Annotated in this window: 21 protein-coding genes and 1 tRNA gene; 5 read left to right on the forward strand and 17 right to left on the reverse strand. The window is 65.0% G+C overall.

Annotation, left to right across the window (positions count from 1 at the left end; genetic code table 11):
• Window positions 1-8 precede the first annotated feature (8 nt).
• The 4 genes from CR105_RS12825 to CR105_RS12840 all read right to left on the reverse strand — a co-directional run bounded on the left by CR105_RS12825 (window position 9) and on the right by CR105_RS12840 (window position 5,331).
• Window positions 9-1,391: an undecaprenyl-phosphate glucose phosphotransferase gene (locus tag CR105_RS12825; RefSeq protein WP_099788841.1), complete on the reverse strand. Its 1,383-nt coding sequence runs from the start codon at window positions 1,389-1,391 to the stop codon at window positions 9-11.
• An 8-nt stretch (window positions 1,392-1,399) separates the two neighbouring features.
• Window positions 1,400-2,602, reverse strand: coding sequence for an XrtB/PEP-CTERM-associated polysaccharide biosynthesis outer membrane protein EpsL (gene epsL / locus CR105_RS12830; protein ID WP_229413913.1), 1,203 nt, complete (start codon window positions 2,600-2,602; stop codon window positions 1,400-1,402).
• Between the two features lie 74 nt (window positions 2,603-2,676).
• Window positions 2,677-3,390: a CAAX prenyl protease-related protein gene (locus tag CR105_RS12835; protein WP_229413914.1), complete on the reverse strand. Its 714-nt coding sequence runs from the start codon at window positions 3,388-3,390 to the stop codon at window positions 2,677-2,679.
• Window positions 3,391-3,429: 39 nt separating this feature from the next.
• Complete coding sequence (locus CR105_RS12840; protein ID WP_099788842.1) at window positions 3,430-5,331, reverse strand: ATP-binding cassette domain-containing protein; 1,902 nt, start codon at window positions 5,329-5,331, stop codon at window positions 3,430-3,432.
• A 229-nt stretch (window positions 5,332-5,560) separates the two neighbouring features.
• Between CR105_RS12840 and CR105_RS12845 the strand changes: the two genes are divergently transcribed.
• Together CR105_RS12845 and CR105_RS12850 are read left to right on the forward strand one after the other, a co-directional pair.
• Window positions 5,561-5,635: transfer RNA gene (locus CR105_RS12845), tRNA-Arg, on the forward strand.
• Window positions 5,636-5,696: 61 nt separating this feature from the next.
• On the forward strand, window positions 5,697-6,431 hold the full coding sequence (locus CR105_RS12850; protein WP_099788843.1) for a YoaK family protein: 735 nt from the start codon (window positions 5,697-5,699) through the stop codon (window positions 6,429-6,431).
• An 8-nt stretch (window positions 6,432-6,439) separates the two neighbouring features.
• On the opposite strand, the gene CR105_RS12855 is transcribed toward CR105_RS12850, so the two are convergent.
• From CR105_RS12855 to CR105_RS12860, 3 genes are all read right to left on the reverse strand, one after another.
• The gene (locus CR105_RS12855; protein WP_099788844.1) at window positions 6,440-6,682 is read right to left on the reverse strand and encodes a DUF2283 domain-containing protein; all 243 of its coding nucleotides are present in this window, start codon (window positions 6,680-6,682) and stop codon (window positions 6,440-6,442) included.
• Between the two features lie 35 nt (window positions 6,683-6,717).
• Window positions 6,718-6,945 (reverse strand): hypothetical protein, encoded by a 228-nt coding sequence (locus tag CR105_RS27790; protein WP_131021749.1) that lies wholly within the window; start codon window positions 6,943-6,945, stop codon window positions 6,718-6,720.
• Window positions 6,946-7,128: 183 nt separating this feature from the next.
• On the reverse strand, window positions 7,129-8,253 hold the full coding sequence (locus CR105_RS12860) for a sterol desaturase family protein (protein ID WP_180288180.1): 1,125 nt from the start codon (window positions 8,251-8,253) through the stop codon (window positions 7,129-7,131).
• Between the two features lie 131 nt (window positions 8,254-8,384).
• Here CR105_RS12860 and CR105_RS12865 point away from each other — a divergent pair, with 131 nt between their 5' ends.
• Entirely contained in the window at window positions 8,385-8,876 is a 492-nt protein-coding gene (locus CR105_RS12865) for a hypothetical protein (protein WP_131021748.1), read from the forward strand.
• 16 nt (window positions 8,877-8,892) lie between these two features.
• On the opposite strand, the gene CR105_RS12870 is transcribed toward CR105_RS12865, so the two are convergent.
• From CR105_RS12870 to CR105_RS12900, 7 genes are all read right to left on the reverse strand, one after another.
• Entirely contained in the window at window positions 8,893-10,026 is a 1,134-nt protein-coding gene (locus CR105_RS12870) for a mechanosensitive ion channel family protein (protein ID WP_099788847.1), read from the reverse strand.
• Between the two features lie 250 nt (window positions 10,027-10,276).
• Window positions 10,277-10,999 (reverse strand): response regulator, encoded by a 723-nt coding sequence (locus tag CR105_RS12875; RefSeq protein WP_099788848.1) that lies wholly within the window; start codon window positions 10,997-10,999, stop codon window positions 10,277-10,279.
• Window positions 11,000-11,057: 58 nt separating this feature from the next.
• Entirely contained in the window at window positions 11,058-15,959 is a 4,902-nt protein-coding gene (locus CR105_RS12880) for a two-component regulator propeller domain-containing protein (protein WP_180288181.1), read from the reverse strand.
• Between the two features lies 1 nt (window position 15,960).
• Complete coding sequence (locus CR105_RS12885) at window positions 15,961-17,130, reverse strand: patatin-like phospholipase family protein (RefSeq protein WP_099788849.1); 1,170 nt, start codon at window positions 17,128-17,130, stop codon at window positions 15,961-15,963.
• A gap of 147 nt (window positions 17,131-17,277) precedes the next feature.
• A complete protein-coding gene (gene ggt, locus CR105_RS12890; protein ID WP_099788850.1) occupies window positions 17,278-19,059 on the reverse strand; it encodes a gamma-glutamyltransferase in 1,782 nt (593 codons plus the stop codon).
• 106 nt (window positions 19,060-19,165) lie between these two features.
• Window positions 19,166-19,924: a 3-hydroxyacyl-CoA dehydrogenase gene (locus CR105_RS12895; RefSeq protein WP_099788851.1), complete on the reverse strand. Its 759-nt coding sequence runs from the start codon at window positions 19,922-19,924 to the stop codon at window positions 19,166-19,168.
• 93 nt (window positions 19,925-20,017) lie between these two features.
• The gene (locus CR105_RS12900) at window positions 20,018-20,455 is read right to left on the reverse strand and encodes a hypothetical protein (RefSeq protein WP_143752789.1); all 438 of its coding nucleotides are present in this window, start codon (window positions 20,453-20,455) and stop codon (window positions 20,018-20,020) included.
• Window positions 20,456-20,661: 206 nt separating this feature from the next.
• On the opposite strand from CR105_RS12900, the gene CR105_RS12905 reads away from it, so the two are divergent.
• Window positions 20,662-21,960, forward strand: a complete 1,299-nt coding sequence (locus tag CR105_RS12905; RefSeq protein WP_218968693.1) for an acetyl-CoA hydrolase/transferase family protein — start codon at window positions 20,662-20,664, stop codon at window positions 21,958-21,960.
• 4 nt (window positions 21,961-21,964) lie between these two features.
• Here CR105_RS12905 and CR105_RS12910 read toward each other — a convergent pair whose 3' ends face one another.
• Window positions 21,965-22,159 carry a DUF1059 domain-containing protein gene (locus tag CR105_RS12910; protein ID WP_099788854.1) on the reverse strand — a complete coding sequence of 65 codons (195 nt, stop codon included), beginning with the start codon at window positions 22,157-22,159 and terminating at the stop codon, window positions 21,965-21,967.
• Between the two features lie 75 nt (window positions 22,160-22,234).
• Here CR105_RS12910 and CR105_RS12915 point away from each other — a divergent pair, with 75 nt between their 5' ends.
• A complete protein-coding gene (locus CR105_RS12915; protein WP_099788855.1) occupies window positions 22,235-22,756 on the forward strand; it encodes a DsbA family protein in 522 nt (173 codons plus the stop codon).
• An 82-nt stretch (window positions 22,757-22,838) separates the two neighbouring features.
• Here CR105_RS12915 and CR105_RS12920 read toward each other — a convergent pair whose 3' ends face one another.
• Both CR105_RS12920 and adk read right to left on the reverse strand, forming a co-directional pair.
• Window positions 22,839-25,004 (reverse strand): sodium-translocating pyrophosphatase, encoded by a 2,166-nt coding sequence (locus CR105_RS12920; RefSeq protein ID WP_099788856.1) that lies wholly within the window; start codon window positions 25,002-25,004, stop codon window positions 22,839-22,841.
• 176 nt (window positions 25,005-25,180) lie between these two features.
• A complete protein-coding gene (gene adk, locus CR105_RS12925) occupies window positions 25,181-25,837 on the reverse strand; it encodes an adenylate kinase (protein WP_099788857.1) in 657 nt (218 codons plus the stop codon).
• Between the last annotated feature and the right edge of the window lie 40 nt (window positions 25,838-25,877).

A 25,877-nucleotide genomic window follows, 5' to 3' on the forward strand; every position in this document is an offset into this window, starting at 1 on the left:
TAAATAGGTCAGTGCGCGTTGTCGCGTGCCAGCACAACCTTGACCGTCCTTAAAATAATCCACAGGTCCAGCCACACCGACCAGCTACGCAGATAGTCGAGGTCGTACTGGATGCGGGCTTGCATCTTGTCGAGGGTGGCGGTCTCGCCGCGCAAGCCGTTGACCTGGGCCCAGCCGGTGATGCCCGGCTTGACCTTGTGGCGCAGCATGTATCCCTTGATCAGCTTGCGGTACTGCTCGTTGTGCGAGATCGCGTGCGGGCGCGGACCCACGATGCTCATACGGCCCTGCAAGACGTTGATGAACTGCGGCAGTTCGTCGAGCGAACTGCGGCGCAGGAAGGCGCCGATCGGGGTGAAGCGCTGGTCGTTGCGGCACGCCTGCACAACGGCGCCGTCGTCGGCCGCCACTTTCATCGAGCGAAACTTGTAGACGATGATTTCCTCGCCGTACAGGCCGTAGCGGCGCTGGCGGAAGATCACCGGCCCGGGCGAAGTGAGGCGGACAGCGAGCGCGGTGGCGAGCATCAGCGGCGACACCAGCAGCAAGATGGCGAGCGAGAACACGATATCGCTGGCGCGCTTGATGGCGCTGTTGAGGCCCATGAACGGCGTCTCGCAGATCGCCACCACCGGCATGCCGCCGACGTTGTCGAAGCGCGCCTGCATCAGGTCGAAGATGTAGATGTCCGGCAGAAAATAGACCGAGGCGGTGGTGTCCTGCAGTTCGTCGAGCAGCTTGCGGATGCGCGGCTGCGCCGAAATGGGCTGGCTGATGAAGATCAGCTTGATGTTCTGTTCGCGCACGAAGGTGGCGATATCGCCCATGTTGCCAAGGATCGGATGGTGCAGGCCTTGCGGGTGGCGCTCGTCGGTGCGGTCGTCGAAGAAGCCGCGCATGTGCATGAACAGGTTCGGGTGCTTCTCGCAGATGTCGGCAAACTTGATGCCGACGTTGTTGGCGCCGATAACGACCACCGAGCGCACTTCGCTTCTCTTGTCGGGTCCGCCGGAGACGCGGCGCACCAGGATGTGGCTCACCAGCATGGTGACCGGCGTGGCGACGAACCAGGCGAGCATGACGCGCTCGTCGTAGTAATAGTAGAGGCCGCTGGCGGAGCCGACGAACAGCAGCACGGCGATCGTGATGCACCAGCCGAACACGGTATCGCGCGCATAGGCGAGCATGCGGCCGCTGCGCCAGGTGCGGTAAGGATCGATGTGCTGGTACACCGCCGACGAGATGAAGAACGCCAGGATCATCAGCACCAGCGAGTAGCCGCTGAAGGTCTCGTGGTACAGCATCGACGACAGGTACAGCGTGCCCATGATGATCAGCGGATCGAGCACGCGCTGAAAAAAAGAGATGAGCGGGATGTCGTTGACTGTCATTTTGCTGTTTAGAACTGCGCCGTGACGTTAACCTGGATGCTGTTCGACGAAAATTGTTGCGTGCCCAGCGCAGCCGATCCGGAACGCGCCTGGTGCGCCAGCGCCGCGCTGACCTGCACCGACTGGCGCGGCGACCAGGTGGCGCGCACGCTGGCCGTGCGCAGCGAATCCTGCAGGCGGCCGCGGCTGACGACCGGCAGCAAGCGGGCGTTGTAGTTGCGCCGTTCGTAGGCGGCGCTGGCGTCGACCTTGAGCTTGGCGGTGGCGTCCCACGTGAGGCCGGCGCTGACGCCGTTGTTGCGGGTGTAGCTGACCAGCGGGCTTTCGATCGGCGCGAAGTCGCGCCACAGCGAGGCCTTGTAGCTGAGCACGCTGTTGCGCTTGTGGGTGGCGTTGACCCGGCCCAGAAAGCCGCTGGTGTCGTCGCCCAGCGCCGGCTGGCGCCGCTTGACCCAGCCGGCCAGCGCCTGCACGTTGGTGCTGCCACTGGCGACCCACAGCACGCGCGCCTTGATCTCGTCCTGCTCGTAGTCGTCGTTGATGACCTGCTGGCCGAACGGACGCCGGTTCGGATAGTTGCCCTTGACGTGGCGCGCCACCAGCCCGATCTCGCTGCCGCTGGGCGGCAGGTAGTCGGCGCCGACCTCCCAGCTCGTTTCGGTGCGGTCGTTGTAGCGCTGTTCGATCAGCTCGTAGTCGAATTTTTCGCGTTCGGCGGCGGCGCGCACGCGGTAGCTGGGATGGAAGCGCCAGGCACCGTCGAAAAAAGTGCGGCGCTGCTCGCGCAGGTTGCGCCGGTCACTGCGAAAATCGGTGTAAGGCGCCAGCGTCTGGTTGTAGAAAGTGCCGAGCGTGCCTTCCCAGTGGTTGCCGACCTGCCAGTTCCACTTCGCCTGGAAGTCCTTGCCGTCGTAGTCGAGCTGCTTGAAATGCTGGAACTTGACCTTCGACAGCTTGGCGTGCCCGCTGAGGCGCTGGCGGCTGTAGGTGTGATCGAACAGCAGGCCGGCGTCGGCCTGGTACCACGAGTCGCCGAACTGATTGTCGAACGCGGGTGCGCCGTCGGGCACGCGCAGCAGGTTGTCGTCATGGCCGTAGCCGAGTCCCCCATAGACATGCAGCGCGTTGCCAGGCGCGCCGGCGGCGGTAGCGCTGTAGAGCGCGGCGATCAGGCATAGGCGGCCAACGCGGGTGCGGCGCCGGGAGAGCAAACTGGTTTGGTTTGGAAGGTGGCTCAGCATTTTTCGTCATCGTCAACGTGAACAAACTGCTGGTCACCGAACCTCTACCAATAGGACCAGCTCCCCGTGTACACCACCCAAACCCCGAGCAAACCGTTGGTCACAGCATGGGCCAGGATGGGCGACCAGATCGTGCGATGCCGCATAAATAGTGCAATATATGCAAGCCCGGCGACGATCCCCGCCAGCCACAGGTTATGCTCGAATCCGAACAGCACGGACGTGATAATGACGCTTCTCGCGCTCACTTGAGATGGCTCAACAGATTGGAAGTCGGAGGCGTCGATCCAGCGCATCAGAAAGGAGCGCCAGAACAACTCTTCCATCACGGGAACGACCAGCGCGGCGCCGGCGATGCGCACCGCGACCAGCGGCCAGTCGATGAGCCCGGCGGTGGTCGGGTCAAAGCCGGCCGGCGTGCCGATCGTCATCCAGCCGGCGCCGAGGTTGACCCACAGCACCAGCACGATGACGCCGACAACGACGGCCGTCAGCGCGGCGCGCGCCGGCAAGCGCCAGCTGGCCAGCTCGGAATATTCGCGCCAGAAATAGGCCAGCACCAGCACCACGGCGCCGACCTTGACGGCGTACAGCCAGCGCAGCTCGGCCGCGCTGAAGCCGAGCCGGCCGAGCACATCGGCGATACCGATGAACAGCATGTAGGTGAGGAACGGCAGGATGCGCGCCCAGGCGGCGCGACTTAACATCGGGGCGCCGCCGCGCGATGCGGCAAGGCCAGGGGCGTCATGCTCGGACATGGTTCTCCATTTCCAGGCATGCGCCCGGCACTCAGTACTTTATTCGCCCTTCGAACGGGCCTCGATCAATTCCCATTTTTCCAGAGCGACCATCAGCAAGTCATCGATTTCCGCAAAGCGGGCGTTGATGCGCTTGGCGTCGGCCGGATTGGTCTTGTAGAAGTCGGGGGCGTTGAGCTGTTGCGTGATGGCAGACTGTTCGTCTTCCAGGCTGGCGATCAGCAGCGGCAGTTCTTCCAGTTCGCGCTGCTCCTTGTAGCTCAGCTTGACCTTCTTGGCCGCTTCCTTCGGCGCGGCCGGCGCCGGTCCCTTGGCCGCGGCGGCAACCGGCCTGGCGGCCGGCGCCTGCGACTTGACGCGCTCCCAGTCGGTGTAGCCGCCGACGAATTCGCGCCACATGCCCTCGCCTTCGGCGACGATGACCTGGGTGACGACGTTGTCGAGGAAGGTGCGGTCGTGGCTGACGAGGAACACGGTGCCGGTATAGTCTTCCAGCAATTCTTCGAGCAGTTCGAGCGTGTCGATGTCGAGGTCGTTGGTCGGCTCGTCGAGCACCAGGCAGTTGGCCGGCTTGGCGAACAGGCGCGCCAGCAGCAGGCGGTTGCGCTCGCCGCCGGAGAGCGACTTGACGGGCGAGCGCGCCCGTTCCGGCGCGAACAGGAAGTCGTTCAGGTAGCTCATCACGTGCTTCTTGGCGCCGTTGATCTCGACCCAGTCGCTGCCTGGCGCAATGGTTTCCATCAGGCTGTCTTCTTCATTGAGCTGGGCGCGCATCTGGTCGAAGTACGCCACTTGCAGCTTGGTGCCGAGCTTGATCTTGCCACTGTCGGCGGCCTCTTCGCCAAGGATCATTTTCAGCAAGGTGGTCTTGCCGGCGCCGTTGGCGCCAATCAGGCCGACCTTGTCGCCGCGCAGGATGGTGCCGGTGAAATCGCTGACGATCACCTTGTCGCCGTAGCTCTTCGATACGTTCTCGAGGTCGGCGACGATCTTGCCGGAGCGGTCGCCCGAGGTCACGGTCAGGTTGACCTGGCCCTGCTGCTCGCGGCGGGCGGCGCGCTGCACGCGCAGCGCTTCGAGGCGGCGCACGCGGCCTTCGTCGCGCACGCGGCGCGCCTTGACGCCCTTGCGGATCCACACTTCTTCCTGCGCGAGGAACTTGTCGAACTTGGCCGCTTCGACCTCTTCGATTTCAAGCTGCTCGGCCTTGCGGGTCTGGTAGGCGCTGAAGTTGCCTGGATACGACAGCAGCTTGCCGCGGTCGAGTTCGATGATGCGGGTAGCGACGTTGTCGAGGAAGGAGCGATCGTGGGTGATGAACAGCACCGAGCCCTTGAAGTCGCGCAGCAGGCTTTCGAGCCACATGATGGACTTGAAATCGAGGTGGTTGGTCGGCTCGTCGAGCAGCAGCACGTCCGGCGCCGATACCAGCGCGACGGCCAGCGCGACGCGCTTTTGCATGCCGCCCGACAAGGTGCCCATCAGGGAGGCGCCGGCCAGGTTCAGGCGGTCGAGCGTGGTGTCGACCTTGTTCTGCATGCTCCAGCCGTCGGTCGCGTCGAGCTTGACCTGCAGGTCGTGCATGCGGTCCATCAGCGCGTCGTCGTCGCCCTGGCCGAACTGGCCGGTCAGTTCCTCGTACTCGGCCAGCAACGCCGCCTGCTCGCCCATGCCGGCGGCCACCGCGTCAAATACCGACATCGATGGATCGAAGGTCGGCTCCTGCTCCACATAGGCGATCTTGATGCCCTGCTGCATGACGAGCAGGCCATCGTCGAGCTTGAACTTGCCCGAAATGGTCTTCAACAGCGACGATTTGCCGGTGCCGTTGCGGCCGATCAGGCCGACGCGTTCAGTGGGTTCAAGGGAAAATTCCGCGTGATCGAGCAACGCGACGTGGCCGAACGCAAGTTGCGCCGACGATAGAGAAATAACAGCCATATGAGTGCAGAGTGCCCGGCACGAGAGCTTTTCGGGGAGAAAAGCGAGGCCGGAAAAATGAAAGAAGCGTGCATTGTACCGACTGTTGGCCGGCTAGTCGCAAATGATGCCGAAAGGTCGGCTATAATTGCGCTCGATTCACGACACCGGACGGCCGCGCGCCGTCGCGATCGCCGAATTGCAGGCTTGTCCTGCAAATGCCCGCCGGTCACCCGGCGTGGTGAGCGTCCTCTCCGTAGCACAATGGATAGTGCACATGCCTCCTAAGCGTGGGATACTGGTTCGATTCCAGTCGGAGGGACCACAGGGCGCACATGCCAGGTCAACGACATACCGATACGCTCGGGTCGAAAGGCGGCAGCGCCATGCCAATACAGTATTTATCAGCGTTGACCGCCAAGCCGCGCACCGGCCAGGCCGATCTGCACATCGGCGTCATTTTGACGCTGGTGGCGGGCGCGCTGAATGCCGGCGGCTTTCTCGCCATCGGCCAGTACACATCGCACATGACGGGAATGGTGTCGACCTTTGCCGACCAGGTCGTGCTGCGCAACTTCGCACTGGCCGGCGTCGCCGCCACTTCCTGGATTGCGTTTGTCGGCGGCGCCGCTTCCACCGCCTTGATGGTCAATTATCTGCGGCGCGCTGGAATGCCCAATTTGTACGCCGTACCGCTATTGATCGAGGCGGGCCTGATACTGCTGTTCGGCGCATTCGGCGGCACGCTCAAGAAACACGAACTGGTCGACGTATCGCTGGCGGTAATTACGCTGTGCTTCACGATGGGACTGCAAAACGCGCTGATCACGAAAATATCGCGCGCTGAAATACGCACGACGCACCTGACCGGATTGACGACCGACCTGGGTATCGAAATCGGCAAGCTGATTTACTGGAACCGCTATCAGGCTGGCGATAAGCGGGTGGCGGTCAAGGCAAACCTGGACAAGCTGCGGATCCATCTCACGCTGATCGCATCATTCCTTATCGGCGGCATCGCCGGCGCGCTCGGTTTTAACTACGCTGGCTATATTTCGACGGTGCCGCTGGCGCTGGCGCTGGCCGCCATATCGATTGCACCGGTGCTAAGCCGACGTTGAAGCGCCGATCAGGAGGCAACGCCGCCAGCAGGCGGTTTCGGCACTTTCGAGGCGCCGGGCGTCTTCTGATTTGCCAGGGCCAGGAACTTCTCCCAATCGGCAGCGGCGGCGGGATCGAGAAATTCGAGTCCCACCACATTTCCCATCGCGTCATAGTCGGCGATCACGTTATCGTCGAGCTGGTTCGACGTGGCGACCTTGCCCCGGCTGATCTCGCGATAGCTTTCTTTCTCGGATGAATCGATCGACATCGTCTTTTCCTCCCAATTTAGGGCGAGTGCAGCCGCTAGCGGCCGGGGTCGAGGCGGCCGCGTATCCAGGCCGATACGAGCCGGTTGCCATCAACGATCAGGTGCATTGAACTGTTGCCGTTGTCATAAGTGCGGGAACATTGTCGAGTTCCATTGGCCTGAACGAAATAGTTTCCGCCGGCCACGCACCAGTTGACGTTGGCGACGGTCAGGCCCCGTTGCTCCAGACGCTGGCGCCCATGATTGGTGACGAAGAATGGCATGATGCCCGCCTTCCGCTGGTAGCTGAATCAATATAGATCAACAAGAGCGGTCGGTAAAGGCGAAACAAGCAGATCCGCCTGGCGGCCACGCTGCGCTGTTTGATGCGCGCTCCGATTTGCTCGCATGTTCACAGTCAAGGGTGCGCCAAGCGCAGCCGGCGTGCCAGCTATTCGTGCTTAGCATCACGTTTCGCGCCTGCTTGTGCTAATTGCCGCCGGCACGGGTTGCGCCTGCTTGCCTTGCTTCGCGCGGGGCTGCAGCGCCGCGGCCATTGCGACCAAGGTCAGCGTCACCCCTGCGGCCAGGGCGATCTTCAACGTCAGCGACAACGTCGACACCTGCGTCAGCAAAATGTTGTTGAGGATCGCGGCGAGCACGAACAGTGCGACCGCCGCCACTGCCCACTTGCGCCCGCGCGTGGCGCTAAAGTGCTTGACGTCAGCAAGTACGAACGGCGCCTGTGGATCGCTCTGGACGACATCGGCGGGACGCCAGCCGGTGCGGCGCCACCAGATCGCCAGCCGGTCGACGGGACGGCGCGCGCGGCCCGCATCGCGCCACACATCGGCGAACCAGGAAAACTGCGCCCACACCGGGTTCCAGCTATGAAAGGGCTTGCGCACGCCATACACGCACGGTTCGGTTTCGTCGACCCAGGTGCCGAACAGCCGATCCCAGATCATGAGGGTCGCGCCATAGTTGCGATCGAGGTAGATATCGTTGACGGCATGGTGGGCGCGGTGCGCGCTGGGCGTGTTGAGAATGCCTTCGATCAGCGGCACCTTGGCGATCATGCGCGTGTGGATCCAGAACTGGTAGAACTTGCTGAACGTGAGCACGGTGATGAATACTTCCACCGGGCAGCCCAGCAGCGCCAGCGGCAGGAAGATCGGCATATGGACCGTGTCCTGGAACGCGCCCTGGCGCAGCGCAGTGCTGAGATTGTATTCCTCGCTCTGATGGTGCGGCGAATGCACACCCCATAAAAAATTGATCTCGTGCGACCAGCGGTGCGCCCAGTAATACAGGAAATCGAGCAGCACGAAAAACATCACCCACGTGAGCCAGTTGCCGGCGTCGAAATGCAGCAGCGCATAGCGCTGTTCGATGAAGGCGAACAGCAGCACGGCCGCCGCCTTGGTGAATACCTCCACCGTCACGGTCCACACGCCGCAGCCGATGCTCGCCAGGCTGTCGGCGAGCGCGTAGGCAGGCACGCGGCGGCGGCGCGCGACCCACAGTTCGAGGGCGATCAGGGCAAAGAAAACCGGCGTGGCGGCTGCCACCAACGCATTGTTATCGAGCATGGATTCATTTTCCCCGGAAGAACTCATGCAACGATAGCGTGTATTGGCGAAAAGTCAACCAATCATCGCCAGCGCAAGCTTGCTCCCCTTGTGAATGCGCATCCCAACATTGTGATTCGCCGCTAGCCTGTGTGCTGCGTTGCCTGGGCAGCGACCATGACGAAAAAGGGGAACAATATGGAACCGGCGCGACCGCTCAACAATCCAGCGGGGCGTCGATTGCGGGCGGTGGCGAACCGCCCTATGATGGCGGCATGGAGCATCGCATGACTGCCCTCGAGACGCGTTTCGATACCATCCTGCCGACTTTGGCAACCAAAGCGGATGTGGAAATATTGCGGGCCGAAATCGATACGTTACGGATATCCATGAAAGCAGATTCCGCGGCTATCCGAGCCGAACTCGAGAATACCGCATTGCGCATGGAAGTGAAGTTCCACGAACTTCGCGGGGACATGCACGAGATGCATGCCAGTATTAAAACGTGGATGTTGGGGACGGTGATCAGCATGACCGGCATCGTGCTTGCCGCCGTTGTCGCGATTAGCCAGATCCATCGGATCACCACGCCGGTTGCCGCCGCCCAACCGACGCACAACGCGGCTCCGGCAAGCCCCAGATAGCGTCATCAGGCGCCAATCAGCGCGCCTTGCTCAGCGATAGCGACGTCGGCCTCATCGCTGGCGTTTCTTTTCGCGCGTCGCCGCCATTGCTTGCTTCCCGCTCGAGTACCAGATGCTGTGCAGACGTGCCGCCAGAAACGCCGAGTTCGTCGAACGCCTCCATCGCTTCGAGCAGAACCGCCTGCTGCGCATCCATGAACTTTCCGTACGCCGCGTCGAGCACGAAGAACACCAGTTCAAATTCGAGCGCGTCCTGCGTCACTTTTTTAAGGTGGACGCGGTCGCAGCGCACACCCGGCTGGCGGGCGACAATCTCGCGCAGCACGTCCGGCACCTGGCGCGCCAGCGCCGCGGGCGTGGCAGGACTTGCCATCAGCGAAATCTGCACGCGCCGGTTCGACATGCGCTTGAAATTGCGCACCGTGTTCTTCAGCAGCTCGGCATTGCCGATGACGATCTGCTCGCCGCTGTCGGCGCGGATGCGGGTGGTTTTCAAGCCGACATGCTCGACCTTGCCCGACAGGCCGGCCACGCTGATCGAGTCGCCGACCTCGAACGGCTTGTCGACCGCGATTGACAGCGACGCGAACAGGTCGCCCAGAATGTTCTGTGCGGCCAGCGCAACGGCGATGCCGCCGATCCCCAAGCTGGCCACGAAGGCGGAAACGTTGATGCCGAGGTTCGACAGCATTGCCAGTCCGAACATGACCCACAGCGCGGTCTTGATCGCCCATACCACGAGCGTGTGGGCGACCGTCGCCGGCGCTTCGGGGTCGTCGGCATGACGGCGGAAATAGCGGCGCGCGGCGACGGTGATGGCGCGGTCGAGGTACAGCGCCAGCTGGGCGCCGAGCGCGATGAACCACAGGTGGCGCAGCCGCTCGTCCCACGGCGGCGCGAGGTCGAGCACGGTCAGGCCAATCAGCAAGGAAGTGATCAGGACGGCGATGTTGCTGGTGCGTGCGAGCGTTGCCTTCAGCAGTTCGGCGGCGGGACGGTCGGCCCTGGCGCCTTCGCCGAGCTGGCTCAGGTGGCGGCGGAACAATGCCACGGCGCCATGGATGACGATGAAGCTGACGACGGCTACTGCCAGCGCCATCAGCCAGTTGCCGGCATCGATGCCGGTGAATGGGTCGATGATTTTTTGCATGTTCAAATTGAGGCCCCTTTACAAACAGATCTAAGCGCACACCAGGCCGCTTGCGTTCTGGGCGTAGCCTACATGCTCAGCAATATGCGTGCAGAACTGTTCCGCGCTGCAACGTGAACAAAGCGTCAGCAGAGAGAACGATGAACAATGGGAAGAGACAACGCGAGCGCCAACCTGGCGATACGCGACGTGCGCCGATTGAGCGCGTCGTCGAAACGGTAGACCATCGTGGTATGGAACCGCGTTTGGATTACCCGCCGCGCTGTGGCGCCATCTTGCGGACCCGTTCCTCCTGCTCGCGCACGGCCGAGCGCGTCGCCGTCAGCGCCCGGTCGATGCGCGCCTGGTCGAGCAGGCCCAGGCCGAGCGCGTCGAGCCGCACGGCGGCGCCGCCTAATCCGAGCGTGACGCAGCCGGCATGCAGCCGCTCGATGCGCGCGCGCGCCTCGCCCTGGCCGTCGCCGGCCAGCAGCGCCGCCAGCGCGGGGCTGGCCTCGGTCAGCTGGGTGTCGAAGCCGCCCAGGTACACCAGCAGGCGCGCGCCGTCGATGCCGAGCCGCTCCATGGTCACGCGCGGATCCTCGGCCTCCTCCACCAGGCCGGCCGCATGCGGGGCCAGGCCGGCCAGCTGCGCCAGTACCTGGTCGCGCTCGAACGGCTTGATGATGTAGCCGCCGGCGCCAAGGCCGTTTGCTTCGGCCATCGTCGCGTGGTCGCCAGCCGACGACGCCAGCACGAAGCGCATCGCCTCGAGTTCGGGATCGGCCTTGACGCGCGCCAGCAGCTCCATGCCCGACAGGTTCGGCATGCGCAGGTCGCAAAAGCAGATTCCCGGTCGCAGCCCGGCGCGCAGCTGGGTCCATGCATCCTCGCCGTCTTCGGCCTCGACCACTTCATACGCACCGCAGCTGTCGACCAGGTGCATCATCACCATGCGCGATACGACATCGTCATCCACCACAAGAACCTGCATCGCTCTTCTCCTATTTTTACGGCCAGACGCTGCCGATTTATTATAACCACTGCCCGCCTCAGGTCGCGCCACCTTCGAACACGTCGAACAGCCGGCGCAGGCGCGGCAGCCCGGCGCCGATCACGTCCCATTCGCCCAGGTCCGCCGCCACTTCCAGCTCGCCGCACAACAGGTGCAGCTCCGTGGCGTCGAGGTAGGCGGCGCTGCCTTTTATGCCGTGCAGCAGGCGCGCCGCGGCGTCCTTGTCCGCTTGCGCGATCGCCTTGTCGAGGTCAGCGCGCCGCCCCGGCAGGTCGCCGGCGAAGGCTGCGCGCATCTTCGCTTTCAGGTCGGTGGTGCGGCGTCCGGCGTTCTGCGACACCGCCACCGCCAGCGGCGTCGGCCCGGTCAGCACGCCGAACATCGCATCGAGTTCGGCCGAGCCGGGCACGCGCACCGGCGACACCGGCGCCATCGGCGCGAGCACAATGCCACGCCGCAGCTGGCGTTCGATGGCGCGGCTCAGGTGCGCGTGCAGCGCCGGCTCATCGATCGGCTTGGTCAGGAAATCGTCCATGCCGCAGGCCAGGTAGCGCGCCCGGTCTTCCTCGCTGGCGTTGGCGGTCAGCGCGATGATCATCATGTCGCGGTCCTGCACCGGCGCCTCCGGCGGGCCGCCGGCGCGGATGACGCGGGTGGCGCCGGCGCCGTCAAGTTCGGGCATGCGCCCGTCCATCAGGATCAGGTCATAGCGCGTGCGCGCGCAGGCGGCGACCGCCAGGCGGCCATTGTCGGCGATGTCGACCTGGTGGCCGAGTTCTTCGAGCATCATGCGGACGATGATCTGGTTGGTCGGGAAGTCCTCGGCGCACAGCACCTTCAGGCTGTGGCTGTGCGGCGCCAGCGGCGCCTGCGCCACCACCACCGGTGCCACGCCGTCGGCCAGCGGCAGGACGAACGAGAAGGTGCTGCCGACGCCCTCTTCGCTGACGACGCTGATGGTGCCGCCCATCAGCTCGACGAGCTGGCGGCAGATCGCCAGTCCCAGCCCGGTGCCGCCGTAGCGGCGCGTGGTGGTGCTGTCGGCCTGCTCGAACTTCTGGAACAGGCGCCCGAGCGCTTCGTCGGCGATGCCGATGCCGGTGTCGTGCACCGAGAAGCGGACCATGTTGATGCGCGGGCGGCGTGGATCCTTTGCCATCTGCTCGACCTGCAGGCGCACGGCGCCGCGTTCGGTGAACTTGAAGGCATTGCCGACCAGGTTGACCAGCACCTGGCGCACGCGAGTCGGGTCGCCCACCACGAAGTGCGGCAGGTCTTGGGCGAGGTCGAGGTCGAAGTCGACGCTGTGGGCGGCGGCCTGCTCTTCGAACAGGCCGACCACGCTTTCGATGGCGCCGGCGAGCGCGAAATCGATGTTCTCGATGGTCAGCTTGCCGGCCTCGATCTTGGAAAAGTCGAGCAGGTCGTTGATGATTCCCAGCAGCGACTGCGCATTGGCCTGACCGCGCAGGATCTGTTCGCGCGTGGCGTCGTGCAGGCGCGGGTCGCGCAGTGCGAAGCCGAGCATGCCGATCACGCCGGCCAGCGGGGTGCGCATCTCGTGGCTCATGTTGGCGAGGAATTCGGACTTCTGGCGCGTGGCGTCTTCGGCCCGCTGCTTGGCCAGGCGCAGGCGCTCGTCGTTGTCCTGCAAGGCGCGGTTGGCCAGCGCCAGTTCGGCGGTATTGAGGCGCACCTGCTTTTCCATCTCCTCGAGCTGGCGGTAGGCGCGCGCGTTGTCGAGCGCCACCGCGGCGTGGGCGGCGAGCGTTTGCAGCATGTCGAGGTGCACGCGGCGGTAGGCATTCTTCTCGACGCTTCGCACGCACAGCACGCCCATCACGCGCTCCTTGACGATCAGCGGCACGTACATCGCCGACGCCGTCACCGAGAAGGCGCTGCCGTCGATGCGCCGCATCAGCGCCATCGCGTCGGGCGTGCCGGCGTTGACGTAGTTGTCGCACTCGGCCTCGAAGTCGTTGATGAACACTTCGCGCCGGTGCGTCAGGCACCATACGGCCAGCTGGTTCGGCTGGTCGAGCGCGCGGCTGTAGCGAAGCGTGCGCACGCCCTGGTCGACGGCGAACGGGAACTCGATCAGGTCGAGGTCTTCGCGGTAGATGCCAATGCCGAAACTGCGCGCGTCCATCAGCTGGTGCACGTGGCGGTAGACCGTGCCCATGATGGTTTCCATGTCGAGCGTGGCGGTCATTTCGCGGCCGATCTCGGACAGGATCGAAATGTTGCGGTGCGCCAGTTCGACGTTCTCCTTCTGCAGTTCGACTTCCTCTTTCTGGCGTTCGGCGTCGAAGCGGCGCTGCTCGGCCTCGGCGCGCTGCGATTCGGCCTCGCCGCGGCGCAGTTCGAGCTCGAGCTTCTGGCGCTCGAGCAGGTGATTCTGCTGGCCGATTTCGGCGGTGCGCGCGCGCACCTGGCGCTCGAGCAGTTCTTTCTGGCGCCGCAGTCCGCTCATGCGGAAGCGGAAGGCGCCGAACGCGCTGCCCAGCACCAGCAGCGCGACGAGGGTGCGGAACCACCAGGTTTTCCAGAACGGCGGCAAGATCGTGATCGCCAGCGTGGCGCCGGCGCCGCTCCAGACGCCATCCTTGTTGGCCGCCTTGACGCGGAAGGTGTACTTGCCGGGGTCGAGATTGGTGTAGGTCGCAAAGCGCTTGGTGGCGTCGGTGAAGACCCAGTTCTCATCGAAGCCGACCAGCTGGTAAGAGAAGCGGTTGCGCTGCGGCGCGGCGTAATGCAAGGCCGAGAATTCGAGCGAGAAGACCGAATCGTCGGCGCCGAGGGTGATCTCGGCAGCGTGTTCGATCGGTCCCTTGACCAGATCCGGGTGGATTTGAGCGACCGGCTTATTAAAGATCTGGAAGCCGGTGATCACCGCGCGCGGGGCGATCAGGTTGTCGCTGATGGCGCGCGGATTGAAGCCGGTGATGCCGTTGAAGCCGCCGAAGTAGAGCGAGCCGTCGCGCCCTTTGAACGCCGAGCCGTCGAAGTAGGCGCCCTCGGTGGTGCCGTCGCCGGCGCTGTAGGTGCGCCATTTTCCGATCGACGGCGAGAAGCGCGACAGGCCGGTGGTCGAGCTGATCCAGATGTTGCCGTCGTCGTCTTCGAGTATCGCCGCCACCGCATCGTCGGCCAGGCCGTCGGCCGACGTGTAGCGCTTGAACTTGATGCTGCCGCCGGCACCGACGACCATCTTGTTGAGGCCTCCGGCGGTGCCGACCCACAGGTCGCCACGGCGGTCCTGCATCAGGCAGTGCACTTCGTCGTGGCTGATGCTGGCCGGGTCGGCCGCGTCGTGGCGGAAATGGCGGAACGTGCCGCTGGCGCGGTCGAGCAGGTCGAGTCCATTGAAGGTGCCGACCCACAGCTGGCCGCTGCGGTCTTCCAGGATCGGGCGCACGATGTTGTCGGCCAGGCTGCTGCTGTCGCCCGGCACATGGCGAAACGTCTTGACCTGGCGACTGGCCAGGTCGACCCGGTGCAGGCCGGCGCGCGAGGCGATCCACAGCATGTCGGCGCTGTCGGCCAGCATGCCGCGCACGTTCTCGCCATCCGGGCTGACGTTGCCCAGCGAGAGGCGGGTGAAGCGCCCGCTGGCCGGGTCGAGGGCGGACAGGCTGCCGGAGCGACCGCCGGTCCACACCATGCCGCGGCGGTCGCGCGCGACCGCGGTGACGGCCGAATCGGCCAGGCTGTCCGGATTGCCCGGGACGTTGCGGTAGACCGCCGAGTGGCCGGTGGCCGGATCGAGATGATTGAGACCGTCGTTGGTGGCCAGCCACAGCTTGCCGGCGCCGTCGCCGGCGATCGCGCGCACCTTGTTGTCCGACAGTGTAGGCACGCTGCCGGCCAGCTTGACGATGCGGGCGAAGCCGCCGCTGGCCAGGTCGACCCGGCTGGCGCCGGCATACCAGGTGCCGACCCAGAAAGTGCCGACGCGGTCGCGGTACAGCGACGAGACGTAGTTGTCACCGAGGCTGTGGCTGTCGCCGGCCTGGTGGCGGAAGTTCGCAAAGCGCTGCGTTTGCGGCAGCCAGCGATACAGGCCGTCGTCGCGGCTGCCGGCCCAGATGGTCGCATCGGGATCCTGGAACAGCACCGTGATTTCGCCGCGCCCGACGCCTTCGGCCTTGCCCATCATGCGGCGCCCGGCCGGACCGGCCGACAGTTTCCAGTGTTCGAGGCCGGCCAGGGTGCCGATCCACAGCACCTGGTTGACGTCGACCATCAGCGAGCGCACGGTATTGAGCTGGGCGTCGCCAGCTGGCAGCGCGTGGTGCTCGAACGTGCTGGCGCCGCGCGCCATGCTGTCGAGCCCCTTGGCGGTGCCGACCCACAGCCGGCCCGTCCCGTCGAGCGCCAGCGCGTTGACCTGGTCGTCGGCCAGGCTGGAAGCGAGCGCGGCATCGTGGTGCCACACCTTGAAGGTGCCGGTCTTCATGTCGAAGTGCTGCAGGCCGTCGCCGGTGGCGATCCACAGGCCGTCCTTGCCGTCGTCGATCATCGTCTGGATATGCCGGCTGCCGTTGCCGCGCTTGCCCGATTCGTTGTGCTGGTAGTGGATAAAACTCTGGCTGACCGGGTCGAAGCGATCGAGGCCGCCATCGGTGCCGATCCACAGCCGGCCGGCGCGGTCGAGGTGCATCACGCGCACCCAGTTGTCGACCAGGCTGCGCGGGTTGCCCACTTCGTTGCGGTAGGTGGTGACGCGGTAGCCGTCGAAGCGCGACAGGCCGCTTTGGCTGCCGAGCCACATGAAGCCGTCGGCGTCCTGCACGATCGACAGGATCGATTCCTGCGCCAGGCCATGCTCGACGCTGAACTGCTCGAAGCGCAGGCTGCGCGCCGGCGCCGCCAGCGCGGCGCCGAACGCGCAGCACAGCAGCAGCAGGCAGAATAAGCGCAGCACGGCCAGGTTCACATCAGTCTCCGAAAAATGCCAGCACGTCGGCCTGGCGGGCGTGGGTGTCGCGCGCGCCGAGGCGAATCAGTTCGCAGGTAAAGCTCGATTCGAACAGCAGGTAGGACGCCAGCGCCGAGCCGCGCGCTTCGGTCGCGCCGATCCCCGACAGCATTGCCCGCACCGGCCGCGGCAAGCTGGCGATGTGGCGCGCGGCGATGTCGTCGATCCGTTCGGACGGCGCGATCACCAGCAGCTCGACCGGTTTGAGGCGCGTTTTTTCATGGTGCTCTTCGGGCATCATCGACAAGGTGGCGTTGATGCGGTTAAGGCGCTCGATATCGACCGCCAGGCTGTCGAGGAAGATCGACGACAGCGCATGGCCGCCGATCTGCGCCAGGCTCGGATAGCGGGCCGACTGCGGCGCGTGGCGCAGCGGCTCGTTCATGCGGCCGGCGCCGACCACCAGCACGCGGGTCGCGCCCAGGTGGATCGCCGGCGAGATGGGCGCGAGCTGGCGCATCGAGCCGTCGCCGCAGTATTCGAGCCGGCCCGACAGGTACAGCGGCACGGCCGGAAAGATGAACGGGATCGCCGACGACGCCAGCAGGTGCTCGACGCCGATCTGGTCGGCCAGCGCGATGCGGTGCATGCGCACCCACGGCTCGACGTGGGCGGCGCTCTGGTAGAAGGTGATGTGGTGGCCGACCGTGTACGACGAGGCGGTGACGGCCAGCGCGTGCAGCAGGCCGTCGGCCAGCGCGGCGTCGAGACGCGGCAGGTCGAGCATGCGGTGCAGCAGGCCGGCCAGCGGCGTGTTGTCGAGCAGCGAACTTGGCGGCGCGGCGCGCCACTTGCGCAGCAGCCAGCCGAACGACAGCAGCGACAGCCAGCGCGCGCCGGAACGCAGCACGCCGATCGAGTCGGCGCGGTAGACCTGGTCGGCCGAGAAGTGCTCCCAGACGTCGAGCAGCTTTTGCACGCCCTCGCCGAAATTGTCGGCGCGGCAGGCCAGCGCGGTCGCGTTGATCGCGCCGGCGGAGGTGCCGCAAATGATGTCAAAGGGATTTCTCGCCGGCGGCCAGCCCTGTTCCCACAGAATTTGCGAAATCGCCTGCAGCACGCCGACCTGGTAGGCGGCGCGCGCGCCTCCCCCGGTCAGGATCAGCCCGGTTTTCTCTTTTGTTCCCATAGGCCAAGATTAGCAGGGAGCGGGCCGCTTCAGCTAGTAAAAGTTGAGGTTTATGCAAATGGGGCGCGCGGCCTCCGCGGCGACGATTAGTACCCCTGCCCTGAAAGCGACGGCTTTCAGGTTGGCGGTGTCAGCGTACTTGCCGGCTCAGTCGCCCTTGGCGACCCCTTCGCGGCGCGGGTCGGCGCCGCCGAACCAGAAGTCGCGCCCGTGAATCGACAGGCGCTGGATGCCGTGCAGGCCGGAGTTCTGCTCGGAGAAGCGGATCGTGTGGCCGCGCGCCTTGAGCGCGTCGACCGTCGCCTGCGGGAAGCGGCGGTCTTCCAGTTCGGTCGGGCCGTTGCGGCTGCCGAAGTTCGGCAGCGCGATCGCCTGCTGCACATTGAGGCCCCAGTCGAGCGTGCCGACCAGCGTCTTGGCGACGTAGTTGATGATCGCGGTGCCGCCGGGCGAACCGGCCGTCAGCGCCAGCTTGCGGGTGGCCTTGTCGAGCACGATCGTCGGCGACATCGCGCTGCGCGGGCGCTTGCCGGCCTGGACGCGGTTGGCGATCGGCCCGTCCTTGTCGCTTGAATCGAACGAGAAATCGGTCAGCTGGTTATTCAGGATGAAGCCGCCGACCATCATGCGGGCGCCGAAGGCGTCTTCCACCGTGGTCGTCATCGCCAGGCCGGCGCCGCGGCCGTCGACCACCGACAGGTGCGACGTCGACGGCATGTCGATCGCCGTATCCCTGCCCCACGTCACTTCCATCCCCGGCGGATTGCCCGGCTGGGCGACGCCGATCGACTTCTCGCCGATCAGCATCGCGCGTTTGGCCAGGTAATCCTTGTCGATCAGGCCGGCCACGCCGCGCCCAGGCAACGGCACGAAGTCGGTGTCGGCGGCGTAGCGGTTGCGGTCGGCGTAGGCAAGCCGGCCGGCCTCTGCGAACAGGTGCAGCGCGTCGGGCCCCGGCAGGCCGTTGACCAGCGGGTACTGCGACATGTCGCGCGTTTCAAGAATGCCGAGAATCTGCGCCACGGCGATGCCGCCCGACGACGGCGGCGGCATGCCGCACACGGTCCAGGCGCGGTAGTCGCTGCACACCGGCGGGCGCGACTTCGGCTGGTAGCCGGCGATGTCCGCCGCGGTCAGCTTGCCCGGATTGGTCGGATGGCCGGCCACCTTGGCGGCGATGTCGCGCGCGATCGGGCCCTTGTAGAACGCATCGGCGCCGCCGGCGGCAATCGCGCGCAGCGTGGCGGCCAGCGCGGGATTTTTCAGGATATGACCGATCGGCCAAGGCTGGCCGTCGGCGCTGTAAAAGTACCTGGCCGCGATCGGATCCTTGCGCAGGTGCTGGTCCCACGTCAGCAGGCCATTGAGGCGCTGGCTGACGGCAAAGCCTTTCACCGACATCTCGATGGCCGGCTCGAACAGCGTTTTCCAACGCAGCTTGCCGTGCTGCTTGTGCGCCATTTCGAGCATGCGCAGCACGCCCGGCACGCCGACCGAACGCCCGCCGACGACGCCGGTGAGGCGCGAGACGGCGCTGCCGTCGGCATTTTGAAACAGGTGTTCGTCGGCGGCGGCGGGCGCCGTTTCGCGGCCGTCGTAGGCCTGCATCGTCTTGCCGTCGTAGTACATCAGGAAGGCGCCGCCGCCGATGCCGGACGATTGCGGTTCGACCAGGCCGAGCACGAGCTGGGTGGCGATGGCGGCGTCGATCGCGCTGCCGCCCTTCTTGAGGATGCGGTAGCCGGCCTCGACCGCCAGCGGATTGGCCGCCGCCACCATGAATTTCGCGGCCGCCCAGCCCGGCTTGTCGGCGTAGCCGGTGGCAATTTCGGGCGCCCTCGGCGGCGCTTCCTGCACCACTTGGGCGCCGGCATGGGCGAACACGCCCGACAACGCGGCCGCGGCGGCCAGCAACCTGAACTTGATCATGAATTCTCCAGCAGTACGGCCAAAACAAAACGGGCGCGCGACCTGGGCCGCGCGCCCGTGACTGCAGGCATGCTACATCAAAATGAACATGTACCTGGGGCCAGGCTTACTTTGGCTGCATCCGGATGGCGCCGTCGAGGCGGATGGTTTCGCCGTTGAGCATGCTGTTTTCGATGATTGCGCGCGCCAGATGCGCGTACTCGTTCGGCCGGCCCAGGCGCGATGGGAACGGTACCATCTTGCCGAGCGCCTCGCGTACTTCTTCGGGCATGCCCATCAGCATTGGCGTCTCGAAGATGCCGGGTGCGATGGTCATCACGCGGATGCCGCTGCGGGCCAGGTCGCGCGCCATCGGCAAGGTCAGGCCGACCACGGCCGCTTTCGAGGAGCCGTAGGCCGCCTGGCCAATCTGGCCGTCGTAGGCGGCCACCGAGGCGGTGTTGATGATGATGCCGCGCTCGCCGGAATCGAGCGCTTCGGTCTTGCCGATCGCGTCGGCGGCCAGGCGCGCCATGTTGAAGGTGCCGACCAGGTTGACGTTGATGGTGCGCTGGAACACGTCGAGCGGGTGCGGGCCGTCCTTGCCGACGGTCTTGATGGCAGGCGCCACGCCGGCGCAGTTGATCAGGCCGCGCAAGGTACCCATTTCCTGCGCTGCGGCGACGACTGCCTGGCCGTCGGCCTCGGAAGTGACGTCGCACTTCATGAAGCGGCCGTTCAGTTCGGCAGCGAGCGCGGTGCCGGCCTCGACCTGGACATCGGCCAGCAGGACCTTGCCGCCGGCGCCGACGATCATGCGCGCGGTGGCCGCGCCCAGACCGGAGGCGCCACCGGTGATGATGAAGACATTGTCTTGAATTTGCATGATTTTCCTTATGGGGTTCTTTGTAACGTTTACGTGAACGTCAATCAGCGGAATTGTAGCGAACTTTTGCCGGGAAAAACCGGCAATGCGGCATTAAAAGCACTGCGCGCCGACGATGCCCTTGGTGCATAGCTGGCCCTGGGGGCCGATCAGGGTGTTGCCGACGCCGCTGTTGTAGCGGGCGCCGCCGGTGTCGGTACAGCCGCCGGCGTCACAGCTGTTCAGGCGCGGCTGGCTCTGCGGCGGCGAAGCCGATGGCAGCGCGGCGGGCGAGCGCACGGTCAGCGTCGGACGGTAGCCATCGGTGACGATCGGCGGGGTCGGCTCGATCACCTGCTGCACCGAGCGGCGCTTGATGGGCTTGCGGTTCGGCGGCGGCGCCGGCTTGATAGGCGCCTCGGCGGCCGGCTTGGCCGGCGTTCCGGCGGCCGGAGTGTCGGGCGCCAGAGCCGGTTCCTGCGCGCGCGCGCCGGCGGTGGTTAGCGACATCGCTACCAGCAATGTCGCCAATACAGGTTTCAGGTAATCCATAAAGACAACATTATCATTATTGGCCGATTCGGCGCGCGCGAAAAGCCAGCGTTAAAAACGAAATGTACGAATGTCAGACCTGACACCAGCGTTACGGCGCGCCAAGTTCGCGTAGCAGGCGGCACGTCCGGGGTCAGACCCTGTCACTTGGCGTCAGCACCAGGTCAGCCGGTTGCGTTAGTATTGCCGCATAACCAGGAGACAACATGCATACCGTACACCAGTTGTATCAGGAAAAGCGGATGGCCGCGGCCGATGCGCTCGACCTCTTGCGCGACAGCGACATGATCATCGTGCCGACCGGCGTCGGCGAGCCGCCCACCTTGCTGACGGCGCTGTCGGAACAGCGGCGCCGCTTCCACGACGTCAAGGTCGCGCAGATCCTGGCGATGCGCAAGTTCGACTATTTCGACTGCGATACGGCAGCGCACGTGCGCCATGCCGCGCTGTTTCTCGGCGGCGCCTCGCGCGCGGCGTGCCAGGGCGGCTGGGGCGACTTCATCCCGAACTATTTTTCCGAGATTCCCGGCCTGATCGAGCGCGGTTACATGCCGGCCGACGTCGTCTTCGCGATGGCGTCGAGCATGAACGACCAGGGCTACTTCGCCATCAGCCTGGGCACCGATTACACGATGGCGGCGATCGCCAAGGCGCGCGTGGTGGTGCTGGAAGTCAATCCCAACGTGCCGTTCGCGCACGGCCAGTGCCACGTCCACGTGTCGCAGGTCACTGGCCTGGTCGAGAGCGACGCGCCGATCCTCGAAGTCGGCCTGCCGAAAATCGGCCCGGTGCAGGAGGCGATCGGCAAATACGTGGCCGACATGATCGACGACGGCGCCACCTTGCAGATCGGCTACGGCGGCATTCCCGACGCGGTGGTGATGCAGCTGACCGCCAAGCACGACCTCGGCGTGCACACCGAAATGCTCGGCGACGGCATCCTGACGCTGGTCGAATGTGGCGCCATCACCAACCGCAAGAAGACGCTGCTGCCGGGAAAGATGGTGGCAACGTTCGCGCTCGGCTCGCGCAAGCTGTACGAGTACATGCATCACAACCCGGCCGTCGAGATGCACCCGTCAAACTTTACCAACGACCCGTACAACGCGGCGCAAAACGACAATCTGATGTCGATCAACGCCAGCCTGCAGATAGACCTGCTGGGCCAGTGCGGTTCGGAAAGCATCGCGCACCTGCCCTATTCCGGCACCGGCGGCCAGGTCGACTTCGTGCGCGCGGCCAACCGTTCACGCGGCGGCAAGTCGTTCATCGTGCTGCCGTCGACGGCCAAGGACAACACCATCTCGCGCATCGTACCCATGCTCACGTCCGGCACCCACGCCACCACCAGCAAGAACGACGTCAACTACGTGGTCACCGAATTCGGTGTGGCCCAGCTGCGCGGCAAGTCGGCCAAGCAGCGCGCGCAGGCGCTGATCGCCATTGCCCATCCGGACTTTCGCGCCGAGCTGCGCGAAGCGGCCAACAAGATGAGCGTGTTCTGACGGTTCAGGGCGGCGGCGCGCCGGTCTGCATCGCCTGCTTCAATTGCTGGCGAAATTGCGGCGTGTCCTGATGGCCGTGCGTCGTCACGGCGTGCTGCACGGCCACTTCCATCAGCTCTTGCTCGGTGTCGGCGGAAATGGTCACGGTGCATTTGCTGTCGCTCGGAATCTGGCGGCAATCGATATATTTGCGCTCCATGAAAGCCCTCCAAAAATTGCCTGTTCGGGCTTAAAGTATACGAATTGGGAAATCCGACTTCAAGGAGAGGAAGACATGAGTCCGATCGTTTCAATCCATCCCGACGACCACATGACGGGCAGCAGGGACGCCGCCATAGTGCTGGTGGAGTATGGTGACTACCAGTGTCCCTACAGCCGCAGGGCGCATGCCGGGGTGAAGGACCTGCAGCGCCGGCTGGGCGACCAGCTGTGTTTCGTCTACCGCCATTTTCCGCTGACCGGCAAGCATCCATATGCGGAGATGTCGGCGGAGACGGCCGAGGCGGCCGGCGACCAGGGCATGTTCTGGCAGATGCATGATGCGCTGTTCGAATTGCAGCCGCAGTTCGGGCCAGGCCTGATTGCGGAACTGGCAGAGCGGCTCGGGCTGTCGGTGGAGGCGCTGTGCGACGACGTGCTGACGCGGCGCTTCCAGGCCAGGGTCGAGCAGATCGCCGCGGGCGGCACGCACATCGGCGTCGAGGAGACGCCGACGTTCTTCATCAATGGGGAGCGGCACGCGGGCGATTCGGACGAGCTGTCGCTGGTGTCGGCGATCATGCGGTTCGTGGCATGAGCGGAAGTCGCAGCGGCGCATCGCCGACACGTTAATTGACGCCATCCCCGCTTTGCGAGGATGGCGTACAGAGCCTGTGCGTCTACCGCACCGGCGCCGGTTCGGCCGTCTCGCTGGCCGGCATCGGACGGGTCAGCATCGGGTCGAGCGCCGGAGTCGTCGTGGCGGCCGGCGCATGCACCGCCGCCACCGGCACCGTCACCGCGATCCAGCCGGTGGCCGGCAGCAGCGGCACCATCAACAGCGCGACGATGTTGATGATCTTGATCAGCGGGTTGACGGCCGGGCCGGCAGTGTCCTTGTACGGGTCGCCGACGGTGTCGCCGGTGACGGCAGCCTTGTGCGCTTCGGAACCCTTGCCGCCGAAATTGCCGTCTTCGATGTACTTCTTGGCGTTGTCCCAGGCGCCGCCGCCGGTGGTCATCGAGATCGCCACGAACAGGCCGGTGACGATGGTTCCCATCAGCAGGCCGCCCAGCGCGGCAGGCCCGAGCAGCATGCCGACCACGATCGGCACCACCACCGGCAGCAGCGACGGGATGATCATCTCGCGGATCGCCGACGCGGTCAGCATGTCGACCGCCTTGTCGTATTCGGGCTTGCCGGTGCCGTCCATGATGCCCTTGATGTCGCGGAACTGGCGGCGCACTTCGACCACCACGGCGCCGGCCGCGCGCCCCACCGCTTCCATCGCCATCGCGCCGAACAGGTAGGGAATCAGGCCGCCGATGAACAGGCCGACAATTACCATCGGGTTCGACAGGTCGAACGAGACCGACTTGCCGACCGATTCAAGGGCGTGGGTGTAGTCGGCGAACAGCACCAGCGCGGCCAGACCGGCCGAACCGATCGCGTAACCCTTGGTGACGGCCTTGGTGGTGTTGCCGACCGCGTCGAGCGGATCGGTAATGGCGCGCACCGAGTCGGGCATGTGGCTCATCTCGGCGATGCCGCCGGCGTTGTCGGTGATCGGACCGTAAGCGTCGAGCGCGACGATGATGCCGGCCATCGACAGCATCGCGGTGGCGGCAATGGCGATGCCGTACAGCTGGCCCATCTGGTACGACGCGAGGATCGCGGCGCACACCGCCAGCACCGGATAGGCGGTCGACTTCATCGACACGCCAAGGCCGGCGATGATGTTGGTGCCGTGGCCGGTGGTCGACGCTTCGGCGATGTGGCGCACCGGCTTGAAGTCGGTGCCGGTGTAGTACTCGGTGATGTAGACCATCAGGCCGGTGAGGACGATGCCGACAACCGAGCAGCCGATCATCGACATGCGCATCGCCGGGTCGGTCCAGACCAGCCAGGTGACGCCGACAAAGCCGATCAGCGACAGGCCGGCGGCCCACCACAGGCCGGTGTACAGCGCCGACATGATCTTCTTGCCTTCCTTGGCCTTGACGAGCGAGCAGCCGACGATCGAGCCGATGATCGAGACGGCGCCGAGCAGCAGCGGATAGATGACGGCGGTGTCACCCGCAGTTTGCATCAGCAAGGCGCCCAGCAGCATGGTGGCGATCAGGGTGACGACGTAGGTCTCGAACAGGTCGGCGGCCATGCCGGCGCAGTCGCCGACGTTGTCGCCGACGTTATCGGCAATCACCGCGGGATTGCGCGGGTCGTCTTCCGGAATGCCGGCTTCGACCTTGCCGACCAGGTCGGCGCCGACGTCGGCGCCCTTGGTGAAGATGCCGCCGCCGAGACGGGCGAAAATGGAGATGAGCGAGGCGCCGAAGGCCAGGCCAATGAGCGGCTTGATGACGTCGTGCTGGCTCAGGGTCGAGCCGACCGCCTGCGCCGTCAGCATCCAGTAGAACAGCGTGACGCCGAGAAGGCCGAGGCCGACCACCAGCATGCCGGTGATGGCGCCGCCCTTGAAGGCGACATCGAGCGCGTCATTCATCGAGCGCGTCGCTGCCTGCGCGGTACGCACGTTGGCGCGCACCGACACGTTCATGCCGATGAAGCCGCAGGCGCCCGACAGCACCGCGCCGATCAGGAAACCGAGAGCGGTCTGCCAGCCGAGCAAGGCGTAGATGGCGATGACGAGCACCACGCCGACAATGGCGATGGTACGATACTGGCGCGCGAGGTAAGCCGCGGCCCCTTCCTGGATCGCCTGGGCGATCTCCTGCATCCTGGCGTTGCCAGGGTCCTGCCTTAAGATCCAGCTGCGTGACCAGAGACCGTACACCACTGCGATGATGCCGCACACTACTGCAAATACGAGTAAATTTGCTGCCATTTCGTCCCCTCGGTTTTATTATCAAGTAACACTTGAACACATTTCGAAAGACCGCCCCCGGGGGATGCGGCCAACCTTGCTGCGTACTGCAAAACTTTGAATCGAAAACGGGTGGCCGAAGGCAGCCAAATTCTCACGGCAAAAAAACAGCGGACACGAAGTCCGCTTGGTTTTGTTTATTCTTCCAGCGCCGCGAATGCCGCGTCGCGAATTTGCTCGACAGGTCCCACACCGGAGATGCGGCGGTATTTCGGCGCGCCCGGCAGGCCCGATTGCGCCCATTTGTTGTAGTAGCCAAGCAGCACTTCGGTCTGGTTGTGATAGACCGTCAGGCGTTTCTTGACCGTCTCGGCCTGGTCATCGTCGCGCAAGATCAGCGGTTCGCCGGTGATGTCGTCGAGGTTGTCCACTTTTGGCGGATTGAATTTCAGGTGGTACACCCGGCCCGAGCCAGGGTGCGAGCGGCGCCCGCTCATGCGCTCGACGATCGACTCGTCGGGCACGTCGATTTCAAGCACGTAGTCGACATTGATGCCGGCTTCTTTCATGGCGTCGGCCTGCGCGATGGTGCGCGGAAAACCGTCGAACAGATAGCCGTTGGCGCAGTCGGCATCTTGCAGCCGGTCCTTGACCAGGCCGATCATGATGTCGTCCGATACCAGGCCGCCGGCATCCATGACCTTCTTGGCGGCCATGCCCATCTCGGTGCCGGCCTTGATCGCCGCGCGCAGCATGTCGCCCGTGGAGATCTGCGGAATGTTGTATTTTTCCTTGATGAAATTGGCTTGGGTGCCCTTGCCGGCGCCAGGCGCACCTAACAGAATAAGACGCATGAATAATTCCTAAAACAGATGTTGGATAATTTTTGGTTGA

It is taken from the genome of Massilia eurypsychrophila (assembly GCF_002760655.1).
Lineage (GTDB): Bacteria > Pseudomonadota > Gammaproteobacteria > Burkholderiales > Burkholderiaceae_D > JAFCUW01.

Coding starts and splice junctions, on each gene's coding strand:
- CR105_RS12900 (WP_143752789.1), bottom strand. CDS start 20,455: ATGGATTACCTGAAACCTGTATTGGCGACATTGCTGGTAGCGATGTCG.
- ggt (WP_099788850.1), bottom strand. CDS start 19,059: ATGATCAAGTTCAGGTTGCTGGCCGCCGCGGCCGCGTTGTCGGGCGTG.
- CR105_RS12855 (WP_099788844.1), bottom strand. CDS start 6,682: ATGTCGATCGATTCATCCGAGAAAGAAAGCTATCGCGAGATCAGCCGG.
- CR105_RS12825 (WP_099788841.1), bottom strand. CDS start 1,391: ATGACAGTCAACGACATCCCGCTCATCTCTTTTTTTCAGCGCGTGCTC.
- CR105_RS27790 (WP_131021749.1), bottom strand. CDS start 6,945: ATGCCATTCTTCGTCACCAATCATGGGCGCCAGCGTCTGGAGCAACGG.
- CR105_RS12895 (WP_099788851.1), bottom strand. CDS start 19,924: ATGCAAATTCAAGACAATGTCTTCATCATCACCGGTGGCGCCTCCGGT.
- CR105_RS12850 (WP_099788843.1), top strand. CDS start 5,697: ATGCCAATACAGTATTTATCAGCGTTGACCGCCAAGCCGCGCACCGGC.
- CR105_RS12910 (WP_099788854.1), bottom strand. CDS start 22,159: ATGGAGCGCAAATATATCGATTGCCGCCAGATTCCGAGCGACAGCAAA.
- CR105_RS12840 (WP_099788842.1), bottom strand. CDS start 5,331: ATGGCTGTTATTTCTCTATCGTCGGCGCAACTTGCGTTCGGCCACGTC.
- CR105_RS12835 (WP_229413914.1), bottom strand. CDS start 3,390: ATGTCCGAGCATGACGCCCCTGGCCTTGCCGCATCGCGCGGCGGCGCC.
- CR105_RS12885 (WP_099788849.1), bottom strand. CDS start 17,130: ATGGGAACAAAAGAGAAAACCGGGCTGATCCTGACCGGGGGAGGCGCG.
- CR105_RS12875 (WP_099788848.1), bottom strand. CDS start 10,999: ATGCAGGTTCTTGTGGTGGATGACGATGTCGTATCGCGCATGGTGATG.
- CR105_RS12860 (WP_180288180.1), bottom strand. CDS start 8,253: ATGCTCGATAACAATGCGTTGGTGGCAGCCGCCACGCCGGTTTTCTTT.
- adk (WP_099788857.1), bottom strand. CDS start 25,837: ATGCGTCTTATTCTGTTAGGTGCGCCTGGCGCCGGCAAGGGCACCCAA.
- CR105_RS12915 (WP_099788855.1), top strand. CDS start 22,235: ATGAGTCCGATCGTTTCAATCCATCCCGACGACCACATGACGGGCAGC.
- CR105_RS12870 (WP_099788847.1), bottom strand. CDS start 10,026: ATGCAAAAAATCATCGACCCATTCACCGGCATCGATGCCGGCAACTGG.
- CR105_RS12920 (WP_099788856.1), bottom strand. CDS start 25,004: ATGGCAGCAAATTTACTCGTATTTGCAGTAGTGTGCGGCATCATCGCA.
- CR105_RS12905 (WP_218968693.1), top strand. CDS start 20,662: ATGCATACCGTACACCAGTTGTATCAGGAAAAGCGGATGGCCGCGGCC.